Genomic DNA, 23,991 nt, shown 5'->3' on the forward strand with positions numbered 1-23,991 from the left:
TCAAACGTCGACATGCATGGCCTCTCGGATGCCAGGACCACGGAGGCGGTCGCGTCGGCCGGTGATGAATCGCATGACCTTGTCCTCAGCTGCCGCCGCCGCGCGCAACAACGGCCGCTTGGTGCGGACGGTGCCGCCGTGCGCGAGCACGTGGGCGGATCGGCCGTCGTCGGGCAGATGAGCGATCACCGGCACGTCGAGGTGTCGAGACACGGCGCGGTCGTCGTAGTCGCCGTCGCCTACCACCAACAACCCGATCCGGCCGTCGCTGCCGGGGCCGGCGGCCGAAAGCAGCGTCTGCACAACGGCGCGGGCCGGCAAGAGAGAGGACAACGTCGGCTTCACCAGCAACAGGACGAGGTCTGCGCGGCTCAGCAGTGGCCAGGGGGCGTGTGGGGCGACGAGTCGCCCGCAGTCGGCGATGACGTCGAACCCTGGGTCGCCGTGTTCAAGTGAGGCAAAAAAGCCCGCGAGGCTGTACCAGTTGGGATCGAGGCTGGCCGCCTGGGCGGAGGTCGCGATACCGGGCAGCAGCAGGCGTCGCGCCCCGGGAGGGTCCAGGTCGACCAGTTGGGACCAGAACTGCTCGCCGGACTGCCCCCGCAGTTCGGCCACGACGAGTTGCATCAGACCGTGCCCGCCGTCCAGCTCCAGGTGCCGCAGGTAGCCGGCCGCAATGTCGCCACCGGCCGGATCGCACTCAGCGAGCACGATCGGGCGCGACCAGGTCAGAGCGAACGCCAACCCAGCGGTGGTCACCCCTGGCGATCCCTTGGCACTCGCGAGACAGATGACCGCCATTGTCAATTCCCCGCTGTCAGGGTCAGCACCAACCGGCCCTGCGCCGCCAGGCGAGCGACGACGGGTCCATCACTTTCGCGTACCGCGACCGACACGGTGGCCGTGCCGTCGCGTGCCCCCGCGATGACGTGCACAACCGTGGCCCGGATCGTGGGCGCCGCAGCAGTCGGCTTGTCCTGGGTCGCTTCCTCGGTGGACACGAGCAGCACGGTCGCTCCCGGCCTCAATGGCGTGGACGGCATCTGCCCGGCCTTGAGAGACAGGCCGACCACCTGGTCGCCGGGTCCGGGGAACGGCTTGTCGACCAGGGCACCCGCGTTGAGCAGGGTGCCGGGCAGCAGCGCCACCGAGGTGTACTTGCCGACCACAGCTTGGATCCGATTGCTCGACACCGAGGCGATCCCCGGATCCGGGTTGAGGTGCACGGTGACCAAGTCGGCAGCGGTGAGCTGGGCGCCCACCGGCACATCCCTGGCGACCGCCAGGTATGGCTGGGTTCGGCTCACGTACCCGAACAGCGCGACCGCGCCGAGGGCGCACACGGCCATGAGGGCTACCGCCACGCCGAGACGGCCACGGCGTACGCTGCGCTCGCGGACCACCCGCCGCTGCGGAATGGCTGTCCTGGAAAGACTCGAAACGTCGTCCGTCGTGGACGTCACCCGGTCACCACCTGAAGCTCGTCGATGCGGACTGATGTTGTGGACTCGCGAGTCACCGTCTCGGTCCCGGTCGCACCGCCACCGACCACCCACCAGTCGATGTGCCACGTGGTCGTGGCGGTGATCGTGTACCGGCCGCCAGACTTTGTGCGGCTGGGCAGCGAGTAGCCGTCGTCGTAGCCGCACGTCGGGGACTCCGAGGCACCGTGCTTGGCCTTGTCATACCGGGTACCCGGGTTGCCACAGGTGACGGACCGGCCGTCCCCCATCTCCCACCTGATCTTGGTGGCTTGACCCCGGGCGGTCACGGACAAGCCAGGCACGGAGGCCGTTGCCGTGATCGGCCCCCAGGTCTGCGGTGTGACGGCGGTCCACATCCACACCGGCAGGCCCACCAGCCCGGTGCCGGACGGGTTCGGGCTGATACCGATCTGGGCGCCACGCATCGGCAGTTCCTTGATAGCCCGAGCCGCTAGCTGCGCCGGGCTCAGGCTTCCGGGTGTTCCCGGCGGCGGATCCTCCCGCCACACCAGGGCGCCGATGACATCGCCATAGCACCGCTGCCGGTACACCGCCCCGTCGCCGGGCTCGTGACCCTCCCACGCTGGATCTCCTGCTGCGGGCTGCGGAGATTCAACGATGTAGTAGCAGCCGTCCGCCGGGTTGAGATACCCCCAGCCCGCCTGCCAGCACGGCACGACGACGCCGTTGGAGGTGCACTCCTGCGTACCGCCGCCTTCGCCCCCGCCCGGCGGCGTGTCGCCGCCTCCGTCACCGGGCTTCTCAATCACCAGGTAGCAGTCCCCCACCGGAGGACACACCCAGACGTCCTCCGCCTGGGCGGGGGCTGCGGCGGATCCGAGGACGGCGATGACGGCGGCGGCGATCAGCAGAGCACGCCGCAGGGTCCGAGTCAGCATGTCGAACTCCGCTGAGCGGTCGATTCGTACACGTACCACTTGTCGTTGACCCGCTTGGCCTTCAAGACCACCGGGTACTTCTTCGCCTGCGCGGTCGGCTGGGCCTTGCCTCCGACCGCGTTCCAGTTCGTCGAGTCGAAGCAGTCCTGGATCACTGCCTCGTTCGCGTCGAGGCGGAGCTCTGTCACGGTCGGGCTCCAGGTCGGGCGACCCTCGTTGCGCACGCCGCTGCGCGACATGTTGTACAGGTTGTTGAGTAGCTGGCCGAGCAGCGGCTCGCCCACGTACGTGGCCAGTTCCTTGGTGCGGTAGTTGGCCGTGGCGGATGCCGTGATGTACGCCTCCAGGTAGCCGTTGTAGGCGGCGAGGACCTCGTGCCGGGCCTGCTCCTCAACGGCGTCAGGGGTGGGCGCCGCTGTCGCAGCCGCGGACGACGTCGATGTGGCGTCCGGTTCGGACGAGGGCTCCGACGTACACCCCACGAGCACGCACAGCGCTACCCCCAACGTGAGGACGAACGAGTTGCTCACCTTGATTCGCGTCGTCATCTGGATGTCTCCCTGCCGTCGTGGCCGCACCGAGACGGGCCAACTGGTGGGGATGATGTCCCCGCTCCAGCTTCGTCGGCGAGACCGAACGACGGCACTTCGACAGCCGGTCGAACGTTGGCGAACAGCTTGGAACTGAGCATCGAACGACTGGACATCCCCGGTCACCTCCCCCTGCGGTAGGACGCACCCATTGGTCTTAGCGCATGCGAACTGGCCGCCGCTACGCACCGTCAGGTGCGTCTCCACCGTGCGTTCCCTTGGGTGCGCACACGGCGGTGCGTACCCAAGGGAACGCACATCCGGGCGACGACCTCCCGTTCTCGCTCAGCCACAGGCGCTACAGGGCTGGCCGGGCCATCACCGCGCCATCGCCTCACACGCGATGCACCCTCACTCTCGGTACATGTCGCGCCTACATGTGCAGGGGAAGCACAGAGATGATGTTTCCCTCTTGTACCGTCCCCTCGTCACCGTCACACTGTGGCCATCAAGCTTCGACCACCGATGACGGCGAATACGGCCGCCACTCACGGGAAGCCAGATGGGGATGCCCAACGACCGCAGCGAATTACAGTCCGTAATTGACTTTTTCGCCACCCCATTGATAGTCGACGTTCTTCTTGCCGTAAGAGACGGTCGCCTTCCGCAGCACTGCCCGGAGCTATGCACGTACGGTGACGCCATCGATACAGCAATCGCGGCGCTGACGGCCGCCGGCACGGTGACCGGACTGGCGAGCCCGAGCCTCGACGGGCAGCCCCTGCTCATACTGACCCACAAGGGCAGGAAGGTCTGCGAGTTGGTCGAGCGGGTCGTGGACTTCAAGGGGCTCGACAGTCCGACCACCCACCCCGCCGACCGGGTGGCTATTGGATGACACGTCGATCGACTATTTTGTCTGGAATTGCCTGAACGCCGCACAAACTCTTCATCTACTCCCTTGACAGCGAGGTCACTACCGCCTGCACACTGGTGCCTTACTGTCGGGTAGCTGACACCCGATAGCGTGCACGGGCGACGCGGTACGGGGGCGACGCGGTACGGGGGCGACGCGGTACGGGGGGCGGGGTGGAATTCGGGGATCTGCTGGAAATTCGGGACATTCTTCAATATCAACATGTGATTGGTGCGGTGGTGTGCCTCGGCGAGCGACCGATGCGGTACGGCGAGCTGGCCAGCGCGATCACTGAGTGGACTGGCAACCGCATCGGCGATGGCGAGATCACTCGCACCGTTCACCGCCTGGCCGAGAACGGGCTCGCGAGAGAGACCTTCGCCGACGGGCATCGACTACTGACCCTCACGAGGGCGGGACGGCGCCGGTTGGAGACAATCCGGGCCTTGGGCCGCGCCTTGCACCGCAGCGAGTCTCACGCCCAACACGATGAAGGGCAGCCGGATGCCAGGGCTTCCTGACGCCCGGCGCCGTGATGGTTGGCAACGATCGGTACCGGGATGAGTCCGTTGGTTGCTGTGCTCTCGGCGGGACTCGGGATAGCGGCCGGGCCGCTCCTGCGGGTGGAAGCCTTCCGCTATTCGGTACCGAGCGGTCCCGCCCGAGGTACCGCGTGTCCACGCTGCGACCGCCGGATGGCCGGCGATGGGGCCACGTGGCGGGCCCTCGCCGGGCTGTGGTCTGGTCGGTGTCATGGGTGTGGGCTGGCCGTGGGGCCGCCACGGGCGTCGGTGGAGGTGGCGGCGGCGCTGTCGCTCGGCATCCTCGCGGCTGTGGCCAATGACGCGCTGCCGCTGCTCGCGTACTGCTGGATGGCGCTGGTCGGCATCATCCTCGCGGTCGTCGACCTTGCGGTCCACCGTCTGCCGGACCGGCTGACCGCGCTACTCGCGGCTGGCTCGCTGGCTGCCCTCGGGGCGCAGTCCCTCATCACGGGCGAAGCCCACCGGTTGGTCGAAGCGCTGGCCGCCGGTGCCGGCGCGGCGTTCTTCTACCTCCTGATGTCACTGCTGACCCGGGGCGGGATTGGTCTCGGCGACGCCAAGTTGGCGTTCGGGCTCGGTATCACCGTCGGCTGGGCGGGATGGCCCGCAGTCGCGGTCGCCACGTTCCTCGGCTTGGTACTCACTGGGCTCGCGGCCGTCGTACTGCTGGTACTGAGACGGGCGGGACGCAAAGACGCCATTCCGCATGGACCATTCATGGTGCTCGCGGCGATAGCCACGATCGTGGTGACCGCGCTCAACGGGGTCGCTCCAGGTGCCGGATGACGGGACGACCGGCCCGTCACCCGTCCCCGGTCCTCTTCATGCTGGTGCCGTTCGACGGCGTAGCCCCGTTAGGTAGGTCGTCACCGCTTGAGGAGGAACAGTGACCGATGGATCCCTTCACAACCTGCGCCCTCTACCGGAGGTGCGGCACATTACGACGGTGCGGGCGGCCGAGTTCGGTGGACACAGCCGCGCCGAGGTCTTCGCTGCCGCCACGCAGTGGATTGTGCAGAACCCGGACGTGTACGTCGCCTCGCTGCAATGGGAGGACAAGGCAGCGCACCCGGAGCCCGATTGGTCTACGTACATCTTGACCATCTACTACGAGTCATAGGCCGATCGGCACCGCTCCTTCACTCGCCCGGTCTGCCCGCGCCGCTCAAGTTGGTTCGGAGCCACCCACTTGGTCAGTTGTCACAGGTAGGCGGCGGCTCGTACGGTTGCTGGACCGCTGGTCAGGGTGGCTCCCCCGTGGTCACCCTGACCAGCCAGCTTCGGCCGGCATCGCCATCGTCACGCAACTCGGTGCTCACCGACCACGGACGTTCCGAGCGACGGTACCCGCCACAGCAGCGTCGGTCGATGGGCTGCCGGGGCCGGCTGCCGGGGCCGGCTGCGGGGTCGCGTGACCGACCCGGGCCAGGGCTGCGGGCCGTGGACGCCCCTCGATCCCCACGCCCTCATCCCTGGGCGGCGAGGCAGAGGCCGGCTCCTGTTCCCCTGACCCGCTAGCGCCCGCCTTGCTCGCGACAATGCCGCGATAGTGATCCCAGCTACCGCCTCGGTCCGGATTTCCGTCCGGACAGTGCACCTCGGCGTCGTCGAGCCGCTCCAGTGCCAGGCCAAAGTCACCGCGCTTCATCGCCTCGGTAGCAGCCTGGAACGCTCGCTTGGCGGCCTTGCGGTTGATCTCGTAGATACGGGCGTCACCAAGGCGCTCGCCCTCCAACACCTGCGGATTGGCCCGGACATAGGCTGCCATCCACTCCCACTCCTGCGGTGTCGCGCGAGCCGCTTCGGCTGCGGACCGCATGCCGTCGCCGGTGATGTGGTGGTAGCCGGCTCCGTACTGTTCGAGCGCGAGCACCAGTTGGCGCTGTCGTACCTGGGATCTCCTGTCAACCGGCGTGTCTTCCTCGGGCATGTGCTGCTCGGGCTGATCGGCGTGTTCCGGGGTGTCCGGCGGTGGGGCGGACGTGGGTTGGTCGACGGTGGGCTCGTGCGTTTGCACGTAGTCCCGGCCGGCGTGCCACTCGGCAAGGGACAGGACACCGCATGCCCGTGCCTCGTCAAGCCAATCCAGTGCGCCAGCCAGGTCCTCTGCGGCGTGGGCAGCCTCAGCCTGCTGGAATGCCTCCTCGCCGCGCCGCTGCCGGAGCTGATCCCACTGCGCGGGCGTTCGGTACGGCAGCTCCAACACTTCGGGATGGTCGGCGATGCAGCTCTTGATCCACTCCAGTTCCTGTGGTGTCGCGTTGACCATGTCGGCGATGTAGCGGTGAGCCGATCCCGTGCTTCGGTGGTAACCGGCGGCGTGTTCCTCGATCTTCAACATGATCTCGCGGCGGCGGATCTGCTGCTCCCGCTGCTCCAGGTCGTTGTTAGCTACCGGTTCCGCGGGATCGGAAGCCGGGATGGACTCCTCGTGCTCAGACTCCGCGTCGTGGTCAGGATCGGCGTTCGGCTCGTCGCCCGAGGCGGCGGACGGTGCTCCGACCGGCTGGGTAGCTTCTGGCTCAGCGTCAACCTGTGCTGTGTGGGCCTGAAGGTCGGTGGCGGAACGGATCGCGGCGTGGACCGCCTCGGTGGCGGCTTCCTGCAACGCGACCTGGTCCTGTTTGCCGCCGAAGTACGCCCACCGGAGGAGGTCAGTGCGCTCCTCGAAGGCGTCCATCAGGGTGTCGGCGAGCATGTTGGCGAATGGGTGCGCGAAGTTGTCGAGCGGGTTGGCGAGTGCCCACATCTGCGCCTGCGGGTCGTTGGCCAGTCCGGTCATCACCTCGGATAGCCAGGCAATGTCGGCAGCGCTCGCTCGTGCGCCGGGGCCGGCCGCCCAGGCGTCGAGGTTCACCGGCGTCGTCACGGCCACTCTGGCCGGTGGCGTTGGAGTCGCAGACTGTGCCGGCGATGCGGGATCAGGTGGGGTCGGTGTGGCTTCGGCCGCCTGGCTGGTTGTGTCGTCGTGGGCTCTCGGCCAGTCCGGGGGCGTGTCGATCAGGGCGAGGACGCATCGGCCGAGTTCGGTCTGCCGGTGGCCATCCGTGGTGTCGTGGCCCTTGATCTTGCCGGTGACGTGGACGTACGTGCCGTCCTGGAAGGCGTTGAGGTTAGGAGCCCGCCACGTCCACAGGTTGCCGGTCGCGTCGGCTAGGTAGAGCGTGGTGGCAGCGGATTGGGCGCCGCGCCGTTGGCGGTTGTAGCTGCGGGCGGCGAGAACGCGGGCGTTGAAGCTGACCTGGTCGCCCTTTTTGCCCTGCCAGGTGGAGCTTGCGGTGGTCTCTCGGATCGCTCGGTCTTGTAGGTGGCGCTGGTAGCTGGAGACGGCGGAGACCAGGGTGGCGAAGTGGCGTGGGCTGACGGTGTTCTCGGTGGCGGCGATCCGCAGTTGGTAGGCGTAGTCGCTGACGTCACGGTCGGGTAGTCCGATGGCGTGCTCGCGTGCTGCGGCGGCGTAGGCGCGGGTTTCGTCGGTGACGGCTGCCTCCAGGTCCTCCCGCAGCCCGGTGGCGTCGTATCCGTCGCCGTTGATGGCGGTGTCGACGATGGCGGCGGTCGGCACGAGTTTGCCGGCGCTGACGTCGGCGTCCCGGCGGGACACCCAGCCGTAGGTTTGGATGGCTGCGGCGGTGAGGGTGAGGACCTGCATGGTGTCGTTGCCGTCGGGATGTCCGGGCCGGCCGGCACGGATGATGGCCGGGTCGACGCGCCTCGGCGCCGCCGTGGCCTCGGCCGGAGCGTTGGTCGGGGTCGCTGCCGGCTCGGACCTACTCGCCGTGGCGATCTGCGCGTTCACCTCCTCCAGCCGGAGGCGGGCAGTACGCAGGGCGTCGGTGTGTTTGAAGGGCGCGTCCAGGCTGCCCGTGATCCGGTCGAGGTCCTGTTCCTTGGCGGCGAGGTCGCGTTGCAGCAGCCCCACGATGGCGTCGAGCCCCCGCAGACGCTTTTCCAGCCGGCCGACCAGATCTGCGGTGTCCAGTTCGGTGTGAGACAGGGCGAACTCGGCTCGGGGCAGGTCCGGCATGTTGACGTACAGCAGTCGCCGGTTCTGGGCTTCGATCCACCGATGTTCCGCGACGACCGGGAACCCTCCGATCGTGGCGACCTCCTGCTCGCCGCGTGGCGGCGGCACGGTGAGGGCCTTGAGCGCGTCACGTAGAAGGGCGTTGCCCTGCTTGCGCTCTCCGGTGCCCTGGCCGAGCACGGTGATGTGGAACTTGTCCCCGGTGGTGTCGACCCGGCGCGCTTGCGCTGCGGTAGCCTCCTGGATTTCGGCCCGCAGAATGCTCGTGTCCTGCTCGCGTTCCCGCCGGACCCAGGCCATCCGATCCCGCTCGCGGTGGTGTGAGCGTTCCAGCCGCTCCAGCTTGGTCACTTCGGCTTGCAGTGCCGCTTGGTCGAGCAGCAAGGGGTTGCCGGTGGCTAGGGCTTTCACTTCGTTGTAGGACAGGGCGGCATCGCCGATATCTTCGATCTCACGCACGTCGAGCCGGCCACGCATAAGCTGCGCGATGAACTCGGCCTTCCTCGCGACCGTCTGCCACATGAAACCGTCGAACGAGCCCTCGGTGACGTACCGGATGATCTCGACCTCACCGCTCTGGTTGCCTTGCCGGAGAATCCTGCCTTCCCTCTGCTGAAGGTCTGCGGGCCGCCACGGGCAGTCCAGGTGATGCAACGCGACCGCGCGAGCCTGAACGTTGGTGCCCACGCCCATCTTCTCGGTACTGCCGACCAGAACGCTGATACGTCCGTCGCGGGCGGCGGCGAACAGTGCGGCCTTCTCCACATCGCTGCTGGCCTCGTGCATGAAGCGGATCTGCGCCCGGGGCACGCCACGAGCGACGAGTTGATCCCGGAGTTCTTCATAGGCGTTCCATCCGGCGGCCGGCACACCGAGGTCGCTGAAGACGATCTGGAGCGCGCCGGGGCGCGAATGGGGTTGGCCGTCGCTGTCGGTGAAGGTGTCGTCGCGGTGTTCGGCGTAGATGCGGGCGATCGTCTCCGCTGCGGCGGTCAGCTTGCTGGGGGCCTCCGGGTCGATGGCGCGGATGCCGAGCAGCGCCGTTTGGACCTCCTCGCTGAACGGCCCTGCCCACAGCAGCTTGGGAGGGCCAGCGATGGGACCTGGCCATGCCGTCTCCGCCGCCCGTGCCCCGTCGTGGCCGATGTGCGGCCCGGCGGGTGGTTGCTCGCTCCACAGGCCGGCTAGCTCCGAGGCGAGTCGCTCGCGGATCGCCGGGTCCGCGAGACGGTCGTAGGAGTCCATCAGTTCGGCGAGGCGGTCTGCGGTCAGCGGGTTCTCGTCGTCCGCCTTCCGATACGCGGCTGCGAGCGTCTGTTGGAGGGTGTGCGGCAGGTCGCCGCTCCAGACCACTCGGCCGGTGGCGTCCCGAACGCTCTCTGGCCACTGGAAGCTCCCCCATACCCGGGGGTCCGGTGGTTCGGTGGCCCATTGGTCGATCAGCTCCTCGGCCACCCGCTCCCGGACGTCGGCGTGGCCGAGCCCGTCGTAATGGGTCAGGGTGTCGAGGATCTGGCCGCTCGTCAGCGGGCCGGCGCTCCAGTAATGAGCGTCGGCGAGGCGGAGCAGAGCTTGTTCCGTGCCGTGGTCGAACTGCCCCGACCACAGCGGTTCGCCGTCTTGCCACAACTCGGTGGGCCACGCCGTCGTGGTGGGGTCCAAGGGGTTGGGCCGCTGTCGGGCCCACAGCCCCGCAAGGTTGGCAGCCAGCGCCGCAATGGCACCCTCGTCATCGAGCACCTCGAAGCGGCGCACCACGTCGGCGATCTCGTCTGCCGTGGGTGGCACCAACCGTAGGTCCATGGCGGCGGAGCGGCCGTTGTGCGTGATTTTCAGCAGGTTGTCTTCGGTTGGATCGACATCACCGCGGCGGACCTTGTCGGCCCGGTCAACCAGAGCGGTGAGGTAGTCGCCCAGCTCGTCGCTGGCAGGAACGACCACCGTACGGGGCAGGCGCTGGCCGTCCTCGCGCTGTTTGAGGGCGGGCACGGGCAGGGCGAGGTCTTCGGCCGTCTTCACGTCTGCGACCTGGTGCAGCAGTCGCAGCAACTCCGGCACGTTGTAGAACTTGGCGAACCGACTGTTCATTCGCAGGCCGCCACCCTCCGGGACGACCTCGATTCCCTCGACCGTCTCGCCGAACGTCGCCGCCCAGGCGTCGAACTCGTCGATATACAGGGCACGCATGCGGTCCGGGGCGAGGTACATGAGCATGGTGTGGACTTCGCCGAGGGAGTTCGCGACGGGGGTCGCGGTCGCGATGGTGCCCACCCGGTCGCTGGTCTCGCGCAGCCACCGCAGTTTCATGTCCAAGTCCGTGGACCTGTTGGATCCGGGAATGCCCATCCCCGGGATCCGGCTCGATCGCTCCAGGTTCTTGAACAGGTGACCTTCGTCAACGAAAACGTAGTCGACGCCCATCATCTCGAAGGTCAGGCCGGGATCCTTCTTGGTGGACAGCTTCTTCTTGATCCGCTCCTCAGCCCGGCTGATGGCGCCTTCGAGCTGCTTCACCAGCCGCTTCTGCCCCGCGACCTCCGCCGACGCCAGCCGCAGTTCCAGCTTCTCGATCTTCGCCTTGAGGTAGGTGCGCTGGTACTCGGGCGACATGGCCACCTGCTCGAAGGCGCGGTGGGTCATGATGACGGCGTCCCAAGCACCGGTCGTCACCCTGGCCTGGAACAGCCTGCGACGGTCGGCAGTCAGGTCCGCGCTGCTGGCCGAGAGCAGCCGCGCCTGGGGGTACAGCTGGAGGAACTCCCTGCTGAATTGCTCCAACATGTGATTAGGGACGATAATCAGCGGTTTCCGGGCGAGGCCCAGGCGGCGAAGTTCCATCGCCCCCATGACCATTTCGGCGGTCTTGCCGGCGCCGACCTCGTGCCAGAGCCCGACGGATGGTTCGTTGACGATCCGGGCGACCGCGCTGTGCTGGTGCGCGTGTGGTTTGAAGGTGAGAGCCAGGCCGGGCAGGGTCAGCTTCGCTCCGTCGTAGGAGCGTAGGACGAGAGAGTTGAACCGCTCGTTGTAGATGGTCAGGTGGGCGTTTGCTCGTTGCGGGTCCGCCCACAGCCATTCGCTGAACCGTTCGTTGATCTCGGTCGCCTTGGTCTGGGCTGCGAGAGTGGCATCGGCGTTCAGACGGCGCTTCTCCGTTACCGGGTCGACGTCGTAGACGCGTACCGGCCGCTGCTTCAGCAGATCCTCCGCGAGGTCGACCGCAGATCTGCGCTCGGTGCCCCACGTGCTCGTCGCGAGAGTCGTGGCGCGGCGCTTCGAGGAGACCGCCCAGTCGGTGCCGCCGTCACCGTGTTCGACTGTGAGCGTGGGATCGTCCAGGAGCTCTTGAAGAAACTGCTCGACGGTACTGCCGCTGACCCAGCTCGCGCCCAGGCGAACGCGAATTTCCTCCGGGGTGAGGTCGACCGGTTTGACAGCGGTCAGCGCGTCGACGTTCGACGCGTACCGCTCGTCTTCCTCTGCTGCGGCGCGGGCCTGGTCCAGCTTGACCCTCACGTTGCCGGACAGATACTCCGCCGCCGGGACGAGTTGGTTCGTACCGGGCTCGTCGAAGGCCAGGGTGCCCAGTTGCTGGCGCGCTTCGGTCTCGTCCACGCCGAGAAGCCACGCCACCCGCTCCAGCGTGACCTGGCCGTACACGTCCCGGCAGATAGCGATGGCGTCCTCGGGCGTGTCCGCACCGAGCTTCGGCGCGCGAGGTGCGATCGCACGAGTGATGAAGATGTCGGACTTGTAGGCGATCTGGGCGCCTTCGTCGAAACGCTCCAGGGCGTAAACCAGGTTGGCGAAGGGATCGGTGCGGAATCCGCCCTGGGCAGGCGCGACCCGGCGCAAGATCGGCTCGCCGGTTTCCTCATCGACCTTGCCCGTCTCGTAGGTGTTGTACCGGTTGATCGGCCCGAACCGTGCGGTATATCCGTGGTAACGCCGACCCAGCTCGGTACGTAGGTGGTCGATCTCGTCGGTGTCGTCCAGCGTCGCTGCCTCTGCCTCCAGCAGCCGCATCGCGATGTTCCGCAGCCGCAGCAATTCACGCAGCTCATCGGCTTGTGTCTTCGGTGGTATGTGGGGCTGCGGTTGGCCGTCGATGACCCGGGTGAACCCACCGTCTTTGAGCACCGACAGATAGCCCTCGGGCTGCTGCTCGGCGGCTGCGACGAACGCGATCGGCTGCTGCTTGGCCCGCGGAACATCGCTGTAGGTCAGGCTCTGGGCTTTAGCCTCCCCGACGATGTCTCGCAGAGCGGCTCGTAGCGCCGGCGCGCAGTCAGGATCGCCGACGACGGCCAGTTCATCGGCCCGGTGAATACCCCCCGCGCCGAGCCGTCCAAGAACATGCTCCGGGCGGTCCAGAAAGTAGCCATTGACAGGGAATTCCTCCTCACCCACGGTGATTCGTCGAGTGGTCTCCCACTCATGCGAACTGGCGGCCGGACGACCTTCCTCGCGACGACGGAGGATCAGCACATCAACGACGGCGTTAGTACCGCTGGCCTTGGCCAAGGCGCGTGACGGCAGCCGCACGGCGCCAACGAGGTCTGCGAGTGACGCGATCTCCCTGCGGGCCGCCGGGTTGGTGCGGTCCATGCTGTAGTGCGAGGTGAGGACTGCCATGAGCCCGCCCGGCCGCAGCAGGTGCAAACTCTTGATCATGAAGTGGTCGTGAATGCGGTGCCCACCGGGGTTGTGCCGCCGATCGGTCAAGCTGACCTTGCCAAAGGGGACGTCGCCGATCACCAGGTCGAAGGCACCAGTGGAGACGCGGGTATCTGCGAAGCTCTCGTTGAAAATCCGAGCATCCGGGTACAGCGCCGCGCTGATGGCCGCGGTTGTCGGGTCCAGCTCAACGCCGACCATCCGCGCACCATCGGGGGCGAATCCGATGAAGTTGCCACTGCCGGACCCAGGTTCGAGCACCTCGCCGCCGGTGAAGCCGAGCTGCTGCACCGCTTCCCACACGGCTTTGACAATTGAGGCATCGGTGTAGTGGGCGTTGAGGGTCGTCCGTCGTGCAGCACGCCACTCGGTCTCGTCGAGTAGGTCTGCAAGCTGCTCGCGCGCCCACAGGTACGTGCTGTGCTCGTCGCGGTCCGGATCGAAGATGGCGGGGACGGCGCCCCATCCCGACCAGCGGGCGAGCACCCGTTGCTCGTCCTCGGTTGCGGGCCGCTGGTCGGCCTGCACGGCGCGCAGCACGCGCAAGGCGGCGATGTTCGCCCTGATCTTTGCGACATCACCGGGCGGCGCGAGATCGGCCTGTTCCGTCGGCCGGAATCTCGGCGCGCTCGATGCTGCTTCTACCTCCGGCGGCTCGGATCCGGCGGAGTCCGCCGATAGAACGGGGGCGTCGTCCTCCGGGGCGGCTGGGGAAGCCAGTGGGACGGGCAGCAGTTCCGCCAGCTCGCGGAGGAGATCGCCGGCAGGGGTCGAACTAGTCGGGGTGCGGTGAGCCGGCTGGGCGACGGCTGGCGCGGCGGAGTCGGATGAAACCGTCGCCCCCGGGGGCGGTGAAGCAGCCCCCGGGGCGATCGGCGCGACGACTCCTAGCGGGTCGGGCTGAGGTCGGTCTCCGGGGCGGGCAGCATCTCCCGCAGGACCTGACCCGCCGCGGTCAGCTGGGCCATGTTCAGTCGGCCGACCTTGTCCATGTACGTCTCCTGCTCCGGATCCTGGCCGGCCAGGGTCCTGGTCAGTTCCTCGATCTGCTGGCCGATCTGCTCCCCCATCTCCGTGAAGAACTGATCCGGGTTCTCGATCTGCCGGTACCGGTTCGGCAGGTGACTCTGCCAGTGCCTGCGTGCTTGCGCTCCGTACTGGTTCACTCGTCTCCACCTCCAACTCGTCGGAGCCGTCCGGTTCCGACGCAGCACGCGCCCAGAGGTAGTCGTCGAACGACAGCTGCCCGGCTAGCTCCTTGCGCCTTCTAGCCAATGGAATCACATCCCCCGCGGCCTGCGGTTGCCCTTGTCTGGGCCGTCGTTGCGGGGAATCGGTGTCACTGGCGGGGCGTCCTGGGCCGCCCGGTCTTCGCCGGCCGTCGACGGTGGCTTACTTGATCCGGCCAGTCGGGCGAGCCGGACAGGATGTCTCCCGGGCCGCTCGTCGGCGATCACGCGGGCCGAGTCGGCGACATCGTCAAGCCAGGCGAACGCCGGGATGCCATCGACGGCGCTGGTCGCGGAGATCTCGCTGTCGCGGATCGAGCTGACGATGCGGTTAGCGGCCCAGTACGCCTGTCCCCAACCGTCTTGGAGCCCGTGGGTCCAGGCGACGTTGGCGGCGGCTGCGGCGCGTTGCGCGTCGGTGCGGGCACGGTTGTCGCTGGACGCTGCGATGTAGGTCCGCAGTAGCGGGCGGTTACTCTCGTCGTCCGGTCCGGGTTCATAGTCACGCCGGACTTCGTTCCGGGCGGCGGTGGTCAATTGGGCAAGGAGTCCGCGCACAACACGCTCCGGGTCCGTGTCGTCGTCGAGGCGGGTGCTCGCCTCACGTGCTGCCGTGCTGATGCGCTGCGCCACGGCCTCGACCCCGCCTCGGCGTCCTGCGGCGAGCCCGAGCGGGAACACGGCATCGACCACGGCGTCAGCACCGGTCTGGTGCCGGTCGACGTCGGCGGCGGCGAGCGTCGCCTCGTTCCAGGCGATGGCAGTTCGTTCTGCCACATCAGCCGGAGCAGGCCAGGAAGCGTCTGCGGAGTAGCCGGGCAAGTGGGCGGCGACGGTGGCCCAGGTGAGCGGCCGGGCGCTCACGGTCTCCTCCGCGCAGGAGCAGGGACACCATCGACGCCGGCCGTGGTCGGGGTGGCCGCTCGCCCGTCCGGGGTCTGCGCGAGGTGAGGTTGACGGTGTGGCGACGCGGACATGCTGCGGCTCCTTCGTCTATCGGCTGTGCCGGGGGGTCACCTGGTGCATCGGCGCCGCGCTCGGCTGGAATGCTGGGGACGCTGCGGCAGGGCCTGACGCAGTCGTCGGTGGCGCGGCGAAGCTCAACTGGGCAACGCCGCGTGGCAGAGCCGTGGGCTTGGCGGTCTGAGCGGTGTCCGCGCCGGATACCGGGGCGCCCGGTTCGGCGGACGTCGGTCGGACCTCGGTGGCGTTGTTAAGCCGGGAGTCGACGGCTGCCGTGCGGGCGAATGTCCGGGCGGCGTCGGTTCGCAGCGGCCCGCCGGCGGCGTCCGTGAGCAAGGTGAGGGTGGTGGGGTTGGTCCGCACAGCCACCCACGGCCGGTCTGCCAGGCCGAGGCGATCCACCATCCCTCGCGTGATTTGTGACCAGTCGTGATCCGAGAGTTGACGCTCATTGGGCTGGGTACGCAGGGCGAGCGCGGTCACGCCACCCCGATCGGCGAGTCGCCGCACGTCTTCGCGCCAGGTACCCAGGTGCCAGCCACCGCCGACGTCAACGATCTGCGTATCGCTGGTGCGCCCGCGCGGACCGACTCGACCCGCCGCTCCTACCGTGATCGAGGTGGCGAGCCGACGCGAGGACTGGGGGTCGTAGGTGTTCACCAACATTGAGGTCTCCAGGTAAAGTCAGGTCTTGAGGGGCGCCGGCAGGAGCGGGCGATCCGAGGATTCGGTGGTGGACTACCGCCGGATGTGCACCCCGACGGAATCCATGAATGTCAATGGGTCGATTGCATTGCTGGCGGTCAGGGGCGGTGCGTTACGGTGCACCTCGAAGTGCAGGTGCGGGCCGGACGAGTGACCTGTGCTGCCGACCCAAGCGATGAGCTGTCCGGCCTGGACCTGGGCGCCGGCGGAGACGGCGAGGCGTACCGCGTGGCAGTAGCGGGTGGCGATGCCGTTGCCGTGGTTGATGTTGACCAGGAACCCGCAGCCGAGCAGGTTCGGGTTTCCGGGCCGGTTGCAGTAGGCGCTGTCGCATCCGGCGGACAGGACGACTCCTGCGGCTGCGGCGTAGATGGGGGTTCCGGTGGGCGCGGCAAGGTCGACGCCGTCGTGGCTGGGCCTCGATGGCGGTCGGAACCTGCTGACCAACTGGTAGCTGTCGCCGGGTAGGGGCAGGCGCCAGGCGCCGGTGCCGCCACCGGCGAGGGTGTACTTGTCGATGCGGGAGCGAACCTGCTGGGGGTAGTCGTGCGCCTTACCCGCGGCGGGAACACCGCCGGCGGCGAGGATGCAGCCCCTGCCGCAGAAGTAGCCGGCCCAGGCGATGTCCAGCGGGTTGCCGGCTAACAGGTCCGCTCCGATGTTGCGGTCGGCCCACGCGACGAGGTCGCACATCAGGCGCCCCATCGCGTAGATGGCGTCCTCGGGGTCGTTCGGCGCGTTGCGGCCGTCGTCGTCGTAGTCGTCGCCCCAGGTCGCCCACGTACCGAGTTGGAACTGTGCGATGCCGATCGCGTCCCCGCCACGGTCGGGTGGATTGTGGGCGACCGCGTCGGCGTTCCAACTGCTTTCCAGGTCGATCTGCGCCGCGATCATCGGCGGGGTGACCTGTGGGCAGATCGAGCCGGCGCGCACCACCCAGGGGGCAAGGTAACGGGCGTGCGGAGTGATGGCGTCGACGTTGAGTTGGCCGCTGGCGGGGGCCGCGACCAGCGCTGGGCTCGCCGCGAGCAGGGTGGCGGCGCCTGAGCTGACGAAGGCCACCAGGCCAGCGCCCACCGCGAGCACGCCGACAAGCAGCAGCGCAACGGCGCGTACGGAGGTTGTACCGGCCGCCTGCCCTTTCGTGTCGGCCATCGCGGTCAGCCGATCTCGTAGTCGCTGATCCGCCAGCCGACCGTGGTCGGCCGAAGGGTGCAGACGACGGTGTGGCGCTCCACCGGGCCGCGCCAGCCGTCGCGCCCCACCGGCTGGGTGGTGATCAGCGTGGCGTGGTGCCGCTGCTCATCGGTGTCCGGCGGGAGTGCGTCTCCGGCGTACGGGCCCACCTGGACCTCGGTGGAGGCGCGGTGAAGCGTCCACTCCTGCCACCGCGGTGTCTGGCGCACCGGGTCTCGGCTGGCCACTGCGGCGGCCAGCGTGGCGTTCAGGTATGCGGCGCTCCGCTGGTAGGCGTTGGCCGGGTCCTGGTCGACGGTGGTGTCGATACGGTGCACGGTCGCGGCGAACGCCTCGCACACCGCTGGCGGATCGCGGTAGTCCATCGAGGGGTCGACAGCCAGGGAAGCGGGTGTCGCGGACGGCCGGGGCCGGGGCCGTGGGCTGGTCGCGGAACAGGCGCCAACCAATCCGGCGGTGAAAGCGACCGCCAGCAGAATGAGAACCCGACGGGTACGAATCATGCTGACAACGCTCACGTCCGCCGGTTTCCGGCGGCGCTGCCGTAGCTTCCGTAGCGCCGCCGGTACCGCGGAATGAACGCGCCGGCCCCAGCCGCGGGTTCCGGTGCCGTTGCGGCTCTCGTTTGGCGAGCAAGCGAGCACGGACGTCGACGCCGATACGAGGTTCGGGCGTGACGGCAAACGCGAGGCCCAGAGGACAAAGCGGCTCACCGAACCCGTACGGGTCTACCACCCGTTCGGTGTAGGCCACCTCTTCGACCACTCCGGTGGCGGCGTCCCGTTCTCCGTCGGCGTCGTAGCCCACCAGGCGGACGTAGTCGCCGACCTGCACAGCAACGGCGTGCGCGTAGAGTCGCTCGGCCGAGGGGTGCTCCGTCGCCCGCGCGAACGCTTCCGCAGCCTGTCGCCGCCGCTGGGCAGTGCCGAGCCACCAGGCGTCGGGGAACGTTGATACAACTCGCCGACCTCAAGGGTGATCTTCTCGGCGCTGCGGGTATCTACCTCCCGTAACGCCTGTCGAGCAGCGGCCTCGGCGATCGAACCCAGGCACTCTGCCGGTTCAGACACGACCTGTCCACCGACCGCAGCAGCCATCGCGCGGGCGTCGCGCTGTGCAGCGTCGGCAAGGAGCCGCCACTCATCCACGGCGCCCAGCTTGCGATGGCCCCATCGGCCGGACGGTGAGCCGTCTGCCGTATCGCCATCGTGTCCACCGCAACTGGCGGTCAGGGCTACCCCTAGCTCCCGTAGCGCTGCCGCTAACTCCGGCGGTAACCGTAGCGGCCCCGCGCCCCCACGAACGTCTCCGGCAGCGGCCCAAACGAGGCCGCATTCGTATGTCGGAGGAAATCACCATGGTCCTCAAGCTGTACGTTGCCGGCCAAGCGGTGCTCGCCGCAGACGCCCCGAACCCGGCTCCGTCGCCACCGCCCGGGATGCAGGATGTAGCCAACTCTTTCCTCGGCTGGGGAAAGTGGATCTTGCTGGTTGCCGGCGTCCTCGGATTCATGATCTGCGCCGGAATGATGATCATCGGCCGGCGCAACCGTTCGCAGACCGCCGTGGACGGTGCGGCCGGCGTGCCCTGGGTACTCGCCGGGCTGGCGTTGACCAGCCTGGCCGCCGGCATCGCGACGGTGGCGCTGACATGAGCCGTCCACGTTTTCAGCACGCGGCTCCCCGGCGTCGCATCCGGCCCCTGGCCATCACCACGGCCGGGTTGGCCCTGCTCGTGCTGGCGTCGCTCGCGGTTGCCCGCAGCAGCGACAACCCAAGCCACCAGCAGACCTTGCCCGAGCAGCAGCTCGTCACGGTGCACCCGCCGGCCGCCGATCAGGCGTCCCCGGTGCCGCAACAGGTGGCCGTAGATTTCGCCTGGCCGACCGATCTGACCTGGATCAACGTGGCCGGGCTCGATCTGCCCGTCTCCGCCACGGCGGGTCCGCGCGACCTGGCCGATGGGCGGGCACGGAGCTTCGCCCACACACTGTCCGGTGCCGTTCTCGCGACGCTGCACCTGCTGGTCCGCACCAGCCCGCAGGTGGGCCCACGGGTCTGGGAACCGACGCTGCGCGAGCAGGTCGTCGGGCCGGACGTCGCCGCGTACGTCGACGCCGTGGCCCAGGACTACGCCGTCGCACGTGAGCAGTTGCAGATTCCCTACGGCGACCCGCTGGCTCCCATCTACGCCTCGATCGCCGGCGTACGGATCGACTCCTACCACCCGCAGGCGGTCGGCCTGCGGCTGCTCATCGAGGCGCCAGACGGTGACGGCGGCGTCGCCCGCGCCGCCACCATCGTGCAGGTCTCCTGGTCAGGTACGGACTGGCAGCTAATCGCCCCACCACGCGGCGACTGGTCCACGGTGCGCGCCCTGGTCGGCCCCGCCGTCGTCCGCGGCTACACGCCGCTGCCGGGCAGGTAGGCCATGTGCGACGCATGGGACCTCAAGTGCCAGTTCAAGGAGGGCGCGACCGAAGTCGCTGGGGCGGTCGCCGACAGCATGATCGGGCATCTCGCCGCCCTGATCAGCGAGGCGCAGTCCACCCTGATCACGTCAACGGTGACCTGGTGGCTGTACCTGCCACCGGTCGACGTCGAGCATGCACCAGCGGCGCGAACCCTCCAGCAATGGATGCTGCCGTTCGCCCTGCTGGTCTCCATCGGCGGCATCATGTGGCAGTCGCTCCTGCTGATCATCAACAGGAAGGGGGAACCGCTTGTCGCGGTCGTGAAAGGGCTGTTCACGACCGCGCTGTTCGGAGCAGTGAGCCTCACCGGTACCCAGATGCTGCTCAGGGCGTGCGAGTCCTACACCGAATGGGTCCTCACCTCGGGCCTGGGCTGCGCCTCAGGCATCGGACAGGACCCAGGCTGCAAGACCAACGCGCTCGCCGAGCGGATGCAGCTGATGCTGCTTCCGGCCGGCCCCAACATCGGCAGCATCCTGGTGGTCGTCGTGGGCCTGGTCGTCCTCGTCGCGACCATCATGCAGGCGATGCTGCTGCTGTTCCGCAACGGCGCCATCATCATCCTCGCCGGGATGCTGCAACTCGCCGCCAGCGGCAGCTTCACCGCCGCCACGAGTAACTGGCTGCGACGGGTACTCGGCTGGCTGCTCGCACTGACCTTCTACGAGCCGTTCGCCGCCACCTCCTACGCGGTCGCGTTCATGCTCATCGGCGACCGCTCAAACCGGGACATCTCCACCTGGTTCACCGGCGCCGGCATGCTCGGACTGACCCTCGTCGCGCTGCCAGCCATGATGAAGTTCTTCAACTGGACGGTGGGCGCGGTCCAGCAGTCCGGTAACTCGGCGGGAATGCTGGCCGCTGCCGGCGCTGCTGGCCTCCACGCGGTGGCTTCGAGCCGTGGCTCGTCCGGCATGACCGCAGCGGACTACGCCCGGGACATGGACCGCCGCAACCCGCCGCCCTCCGGCAGCAACGGCGACAGCGGCTCGGGGACTCCCCGACCGACGCCGCCGACGTTCAACGGTCCGACTCCCACCGCCAGCGCCACCCCGTCGGCGGGCACCACGACGGCAACCACCGCGAGCACCGCAGCCGGTAACGCCACAACGGCGACGACCGCCAGCAGCAGCGCCGCAGCCGGTGCCGGTGCCGGTGCCGGTGCCGGTGCGGTCGGGGCATCCGCCGCCGCAGGTCCCGCCGCGCCCATCGTCGCCGGTGTCGTCGTCGGCGCCCAGGTCGCGGGCGCGGCGGTCAAGTCAGCGTCGAACACAGCCACCCGTTCGACGGAAGACAGGTGATCGGGATGCCTGCCGATTCCCCTGTCAACGAGACACGCATGTACGGCGGATGGCGCCGGGCCAGAAACCTGGGCCTGTTTGGGCTCGGCTTCGGCCAGACGATGGTGGTGCTCGCGGCGATGACCGTCGCCCTGATCACGGTGTCGGTGAGTCTCGCCGCCGTCGCCGTGGTCGGACCGGTCTGCCTGATCATCATCATCGGCAACGTCGCTCAGTGGGACGGTGTGTCGCTGGCGCAGGCGCTTGTGCAGCGCTTCCGCTGGGTCACCGGTACCGCCCGTGGTCGGACGAGCTACCGCGGCGGTGTGATGTCGGCCGAGGAGCACGCCTGGCAGTTGCCCGGCGTGCTCGCCCCGACCGTGCTGTTGTCGGCCAACGACGGCCACGACGGCACCTACGGCGTGGTGTGGCATCGCCGGCTCGGAACCATGACGGTCACCTTGCGCTGCGCCGCCCAGTCCACCTGGCTGGCCGACGCGGAGGCGGCAACCGCGTGGGTGTCGAACTGGGGCGGCTGGCTGGCCGGGCTCGGCCACGTCCCGATGGTGCGGTGGGTCGCGGTCACCGTGGACACCGCGCCGGACTCCGGTACCCGGCTGGCCGACTACATCACCGGACGGCTGGCCCCGGACGGGCCAGCGGCGGCATTACGGGTCCTCCAGCAGCTCGTCGCCGCCGCTCCGCAGGCCGCTGCCGACGTGCAGACGACCGTGTCGATCACGTTCGACCCGGCCGTGTCACCGGCCCGGCCCAAGACGGTTCCGGAGTGCCTCACGGAGGTCGACCGCGCCCTGCCCGGCTTGCAGGACGCCCTGGCCGGGTGCGGGCTGACCGTTCTGGGCCGGGCCACCGCCACGGAGATCGCGGGGATCGTTCGGCACTGCTACGACCCGAGCAGCCGGGGCGACGTGACCCGGCTGCTCAGCGCCGATCCTGACGCCGCGGCCGACCTGCTGGACTGGAGCAACGCCGGCCCAGTCGCCGCTCAGGAGCACACCGACCGATACGAACACGACGGCGCCACCAGCGTCACCTGGGCGTGGCACGAGGCGCCGCGCCAGCCCGTCACCCATCACGTGCTCGCCCGGCTGCTCGCCCCCGGCGACCACCCGAAACGGGTCACGCTGATGTACCGGCCGCTGACCGCCGCGCAGGCCGCTGGCGAGGTCGAACGTCAGGTCAACGCGGCCCAGTTCCGCAGCGCCTACCGGCGAGCCCGCAAGCTCGACCCCACCGCAAGGGATCTCGCGGACCACGAGCAGGCCGCACAAGCCGCGCGAGAAGAGGCACTCGGAGCCGGCGTTGGCCTGATCAGCCTCTGGGTGACCACCACCGTGCTCGACCCGGCCGACCTTGGCCGTGCCGTCGCCGACGTGGAGAGCCGCGCGGACACCTGCAAGGTCAGGCTGCGCCGCCTGTGGCGCTCCCAGGCCGCCGGATTCGCGGTCACTCTGCCGACCGGGATCTGCCCGCCCGTGCTGTCCCAGCAATGGCCGCACTGACCCCTTCCCCATTTCCTCAGGAGCATTTCCGATGAAATCTGTCGATATTGACGTGCCCTCGTTCGGCCCTATCGCGCCGTCGTGGGGCTGGCGTCGACCGGGTGCAGGCCGAGCCGTACACGTAGCACCCGGCACCGAGTACCAGGCCACCACCGTCCAGGCCGCCGGCCTGTACCCGTTCACCGCCGGCTCCGGCTCGCCCTTGTTGGGTGTGCCGATCGGCCGTCACCAGCTCTGGGGCGAGTCCGTGCTCCTCGACCCGTTCGAGTGGCTCAACGCAGGGTTGATCACCAACACGGGAATGTTCGTGCTCGGCCAGCCGGGCGCCGGCAAGAGCGCGCTGGCCAAACGCCTGGTCATGGGGATGGCTGCCACCGGTGCTCAAGTTTTGATTTTGGGTGATACCAAGCCTGACTACTCCAGAGTCGTGCAGCACCTTGACGGCCAGGTCATCCGGGTCGGCAGAGGAATGGACCGCATCAACCCGCTCGACGCCGGTCCGCTCGGCACGGCGCTGTCGCGGATGACCGGAGCGGACGCCGACCAACTCCGGCTGGAAGTGCGCGGGCGGCGGCTCACCCTACTCATCGCCCTATGCACCCTGGTTCGAGACGGAGGGCGGGTCAGCAACACCGAGGAGGTCGTACTCGGTCGGGTAGTGGACCTGCTGGCCGAGCGCCGTGTCGTCGACCCGGTGATCCCCGACGTGCTGGCGGTGCTCGAACAAGGGCCGGACACGATCCGGGCCGCCGCACGGGCCACCTCCCTGGCCGACTACCGCCGCCGGATCGACGACCTCGTCGCCACCCTCCGGCTGTTGTGCGAAGGCACCCTCGCCGGTGTCTTCGACGCCGCCACCTCCACCCCGATCGACCTGTCTGCCAAGGCGGTCAGCATCGACATCTCCCGGGTGGCAGCCGCAGGCGACAAGCTCGTCGCCGCCGCGATGCTCTCCACCTGGAGTTACGGGTACGCCGTCATCGACGCCGCGGCCGTACTCGCCGACCAGGGCCTCGCCCCGAGGCGGCGGCACCTCGCGGTCATGGACGAGCTGTGGCGGGTGCTACGGGGAGCGCCGGGGCTAGTCGAGCCGGCAGACGCCCTCACCCGGCTGTCCCGCAACCTCGGCGTCGCGCAGATCATGCTCACCCACTCCTTGGACGACCTCGACGCGCTCGCCACCGACGAGGACAGGGCCAAGGGCCGCGGCATGGCCGAACGGTGTGCCATCAAGATCCTTGCCGCGCTTCCTGGTCGGGAACTGGACCGGATTGGCCAGATGGTCCGCCTCTCCGGTCCTGAGCGGGAGATGGTCGCCTCCTGGGCCGCCCCGGAAGCCCTGGTACCCGGTGCGACGCATCCCGGCCGCGGGAAGTACCTCGTCAAGACCGGCGAGCGGGCTGGCATGCCGGTCGCGCTGCACCTGGTCGGCGATGAGCTGTCGCTGTACGACACCGACGCGGCGGTGCGGGCGGGTGCCCGATGAGCGGCATCCGCAGCCAGCAGCCGATCTATCCGCGCGGTAGCGCGGGCGGATACCCCC

Annotated in this window: 19 protein-coding genes; 10 read left to right on the forward strand and 9 right to left on the reverse strand. The window is 68.7% G+C overall.

Features of this window, described 5'->3' with window-relative positions:
- The 4 genes from KIF24_RS24805 to KIF24_RS24820 are packed head-to-tail and all read right to left on the reverse strand — an operon-like array spanning window position 1 to window position 2,931.
- Window positions 1-801, reverse strand: coding sequence for a ParA family protein (locus KIF24_RS24805; RefSeq protein WP_407939958.1), 801 nt, complete (start codon window positions 799-801; stop codon window positions 1-3).
- Between the two features lie 2 nt (window positions 802-803).
- Complete coding sequence (locus KIF24_RS24810; RefSeq protein WP_221086096.1) at window positions 804-1,463, reverse strand: SAF domain-containing protein; 660 nt, start codon at window positions 1,461-1,463, stop codon at window positions 804-806.
- Window positions 1,460-2,383 (reverse strand): hypothetical protein, encoded by a 924-nt coding sequence (locus tag KIF24_RS24815; RefSeq protein WP_221086097.1) that lies wholly within the window; start codon window positions 2,381-2,383, stop codon window positions 1,460-1,462. Before KIF24_RS24815 ends, KIF24_RS24810 begins: the two co-directional genes overlap by 4 nt.
- Complete coding sequence (locus KIF24_RS24820; RefSeq protein ID WP_221086098.1) at window positions 2,377-2,931, reverse strand: hypothetical protein; 555 nt, start codon at window positions 2,929-2,931, stop codon at window positions 2,377-2,379. Before KIF24_RS24820 ends, KIF24_RS24815 begins: the two co-directional genes overlap by 7 nt.
- Window positions 2,932-3,475: 544 nt before the next feature.
- Between KIF24_RS24820 and KIF24_RS24825 the strand changes: the two genes are divergently transcribed.
- The 4 genes from KIF24_RS24825 (at window position 3,476) to KIF24_RS24840 (ending at window position 5,494) form a co-directional block, all read left to right on the forward strand.
- A complete protein-coding gene (locus KIF24_RS24825) occupies window positions 3,476-3,811 on the forward strand; it encodes a hypothetical protein (protein ID WP_221086099.1) in 336 nt (111 codons plus the stop codon).
- 191 nt (window positions 3,812-4,002) lie between these two features.
- The gene (locus KIF24_RS24830; protein WP_221086100.1) at window positions 4,003-4,350 is read left to right on the forward strand and encodes a hypothetical protein; all 348 of its coding nucleotides are present in this window, start codon (window positions 4,003-4,005) and stop codon (window positions 4,348-4,350) included.
- Window positions 4,351-4,626: 276 nt separating this feature from the next.
- Window positions 4,627-5,160, forward strand: a complete 534-nt coding sequence (locus tag KIF24_RS24835; RefSeq protein WP_331461275.1) for an A24 family peptidase — start codon at window positions 4,627-4,629, stop codon at window positions 5,158-5,160.
- Between the two features lie 100 nt (window positions 5,161-5,260).
- Window positions 5,261-5,494 carry a hypothetical protein gene (locus tag KIF24_RS24840; protein ID WP_221086102.1) on the forward strand — a complete coding sequence of 78 codons (234 nt, stop codon included), beginning with the start codon at window positions 5,261-5,263 and terminating at the stop codon, window positions 5,492-5,494.
- A 195-nt stretch (window positions 5,495-5,689) separates the two neighbouring features.
- Here the strand turns inward: KIF24_RS24840 and KIF24_RS24845 are convergent, their stop codons facing one another.
- The 5 genes from KIF24_RS24845 to KIF24_RS24865 form a co-directional block, all read right to left on the reverse strand.
- Window positions 5,690-13,624, reverse strand: coding sequence for an SNF2-related protein (locus KIF24_RS24845; protein ID WP_221086103.1), 7,935 nt, complete (start codon window positions 13,622-13,624; stop codon window positions 5,690-5,692).
- 341 nt (window positions 13,625-13,965) lie between these two features.
- The gene (locus tag KIF24_RS24850; protein WP_221086104.1) at window positions 13,966-14,244 is read right to left on the reverse strand and encodes a hypothetical protein; all 279 of its coding nucleotides are present in this window, start codon (window positions 14,242-14,244) and stop codon (window positions 13,966-13,968) included.
- Between the two features lie 114 nt (window positions 14,245-14,358).
- Window positions 14,359-15,171 (reverse strand): hypothetical protein, encoded by an 813-nt coding sequence (locus KIF24_RS24855; RefSeq protein ID WP_331461276.1) that lies wholly within the window; start codon window positions 15,169-15,171, stop codon window positions 14,359-14,361.
- 837 nt (window positions 15,172-16,008) lie between these two features.
- Entirely contained in the window at window positions 16,009-17,130 is a 1,122-nt protein-coding gene (locus tag KIF24_RS24860) for a M23 family metallopeptidase (protein WP_221086105.1), read from the reverse strand.
- Between the two features lie 5 nt (window positions 17,131-17,135).
- The gene (locus tag KIF24_RS24865; protein ID WP_230415874.1) at window positions 17,136-17,537 is read right to left on the reverse strand and encodes a hypothetical protein; all 402 of its coding nucleotides are present in this window, start codon (window positions 17,535-17,537) and stop codon (window positions 17,136-17,138) included.
- Window positions 17,538-17,784: 247 nt separating this feature from the next.
- On the opposite strand from KIF24_RS24865, the gene KIF24_RS24870 reads away from it, so the two are divergent.
- From KIF24_RS24870 to KIF24_RS24895, 6 genes are all read left to right on the forward strand, one after another.
- Window positions 17,785-18,126 (forward strand): hypothetical protein, encoded by a 342-nt coding sequence (locus KIF24_RS24870; RefSeq protein WP_221086107.1) that lies wholly within the window; start codon window positions 17,785-17,787, stop codon window positions 18,124-18,126.
- A gap of 403 nt (window positions 18,127-18,529) precedes the next feature.
- Window positions 18,530-18,826 (forward strand): hypothetical protein, encoded by a 297-nt coding sequence (locus KIF24_RS24875; RefSeq protein ID WP_221086108.1) that lies wholly within the window; start codon window positions 18,530-18,532, stop codon window positions 18,824-18,826.
- Entirely contained in the window at window positions 18,823-19,599 is a 777-nt protein-coding gene (locus KIF24_RS24880) for a hypothetical protein (protein ID WP_221086109.1), read from the forward strand. Before KIF24_RS24875 ends, KIF24_RS24880 begins: the two co-directional genes overlap by 4 nt.
- Window positions 19,600-19,602: 3 nt before the next feature.
- The gene (locus tag KIF24_RS24885) at window positions 19,603-20,946 is read left to right on the forward strand and encodes a hypothetical protein (protein WP_230415875.1); all 1,344 of its coding nucleotides are present in this window, start codon (window positions 19,603-19,605) and stop codon (window positions 20,944-20,946) included.
- A 38-nt stretch (window positions 20,947-20,984) separates the two neighbouring features.
- The gene (locus tag KIF24_RS24890) at window positions 20,985-22,448 is read left to right on the forward strand and encodes an SCO6880 family protein (RefSeq protein WP_230415876.1); all 1,464 of its coding nucleotides are present in this window, start codon (window positions 20,985-20,987) and stop codon (window positions 22,446-22,448) included.
- Between the two features lie 31 nt (window positions 22,449-22,479).
- Window positions 22,480-23,934, forward strand: coding sequence for a hypothetical protein (locus KIF24_RS24895; RefSeq protein WP_230415877.1), 1,455 nt, complete (start codon window positions 22,480-22,482; stop codon window positions 23,932-23,934).
- The last annotated feature ends 57 nt before the right edge of the window (window positions 23,935-23,991 follow it).

It is taken from the genome of Micromonospora tarapacensis (assembly GCF_019697375.1).
GTDB classification, from domain to species: Bacteria; Actinomycetota; Actinomycetes; order Mycobacteriales; family Micromonosporaceae; genus Micromonospora; species Micromonospora tarapacensis.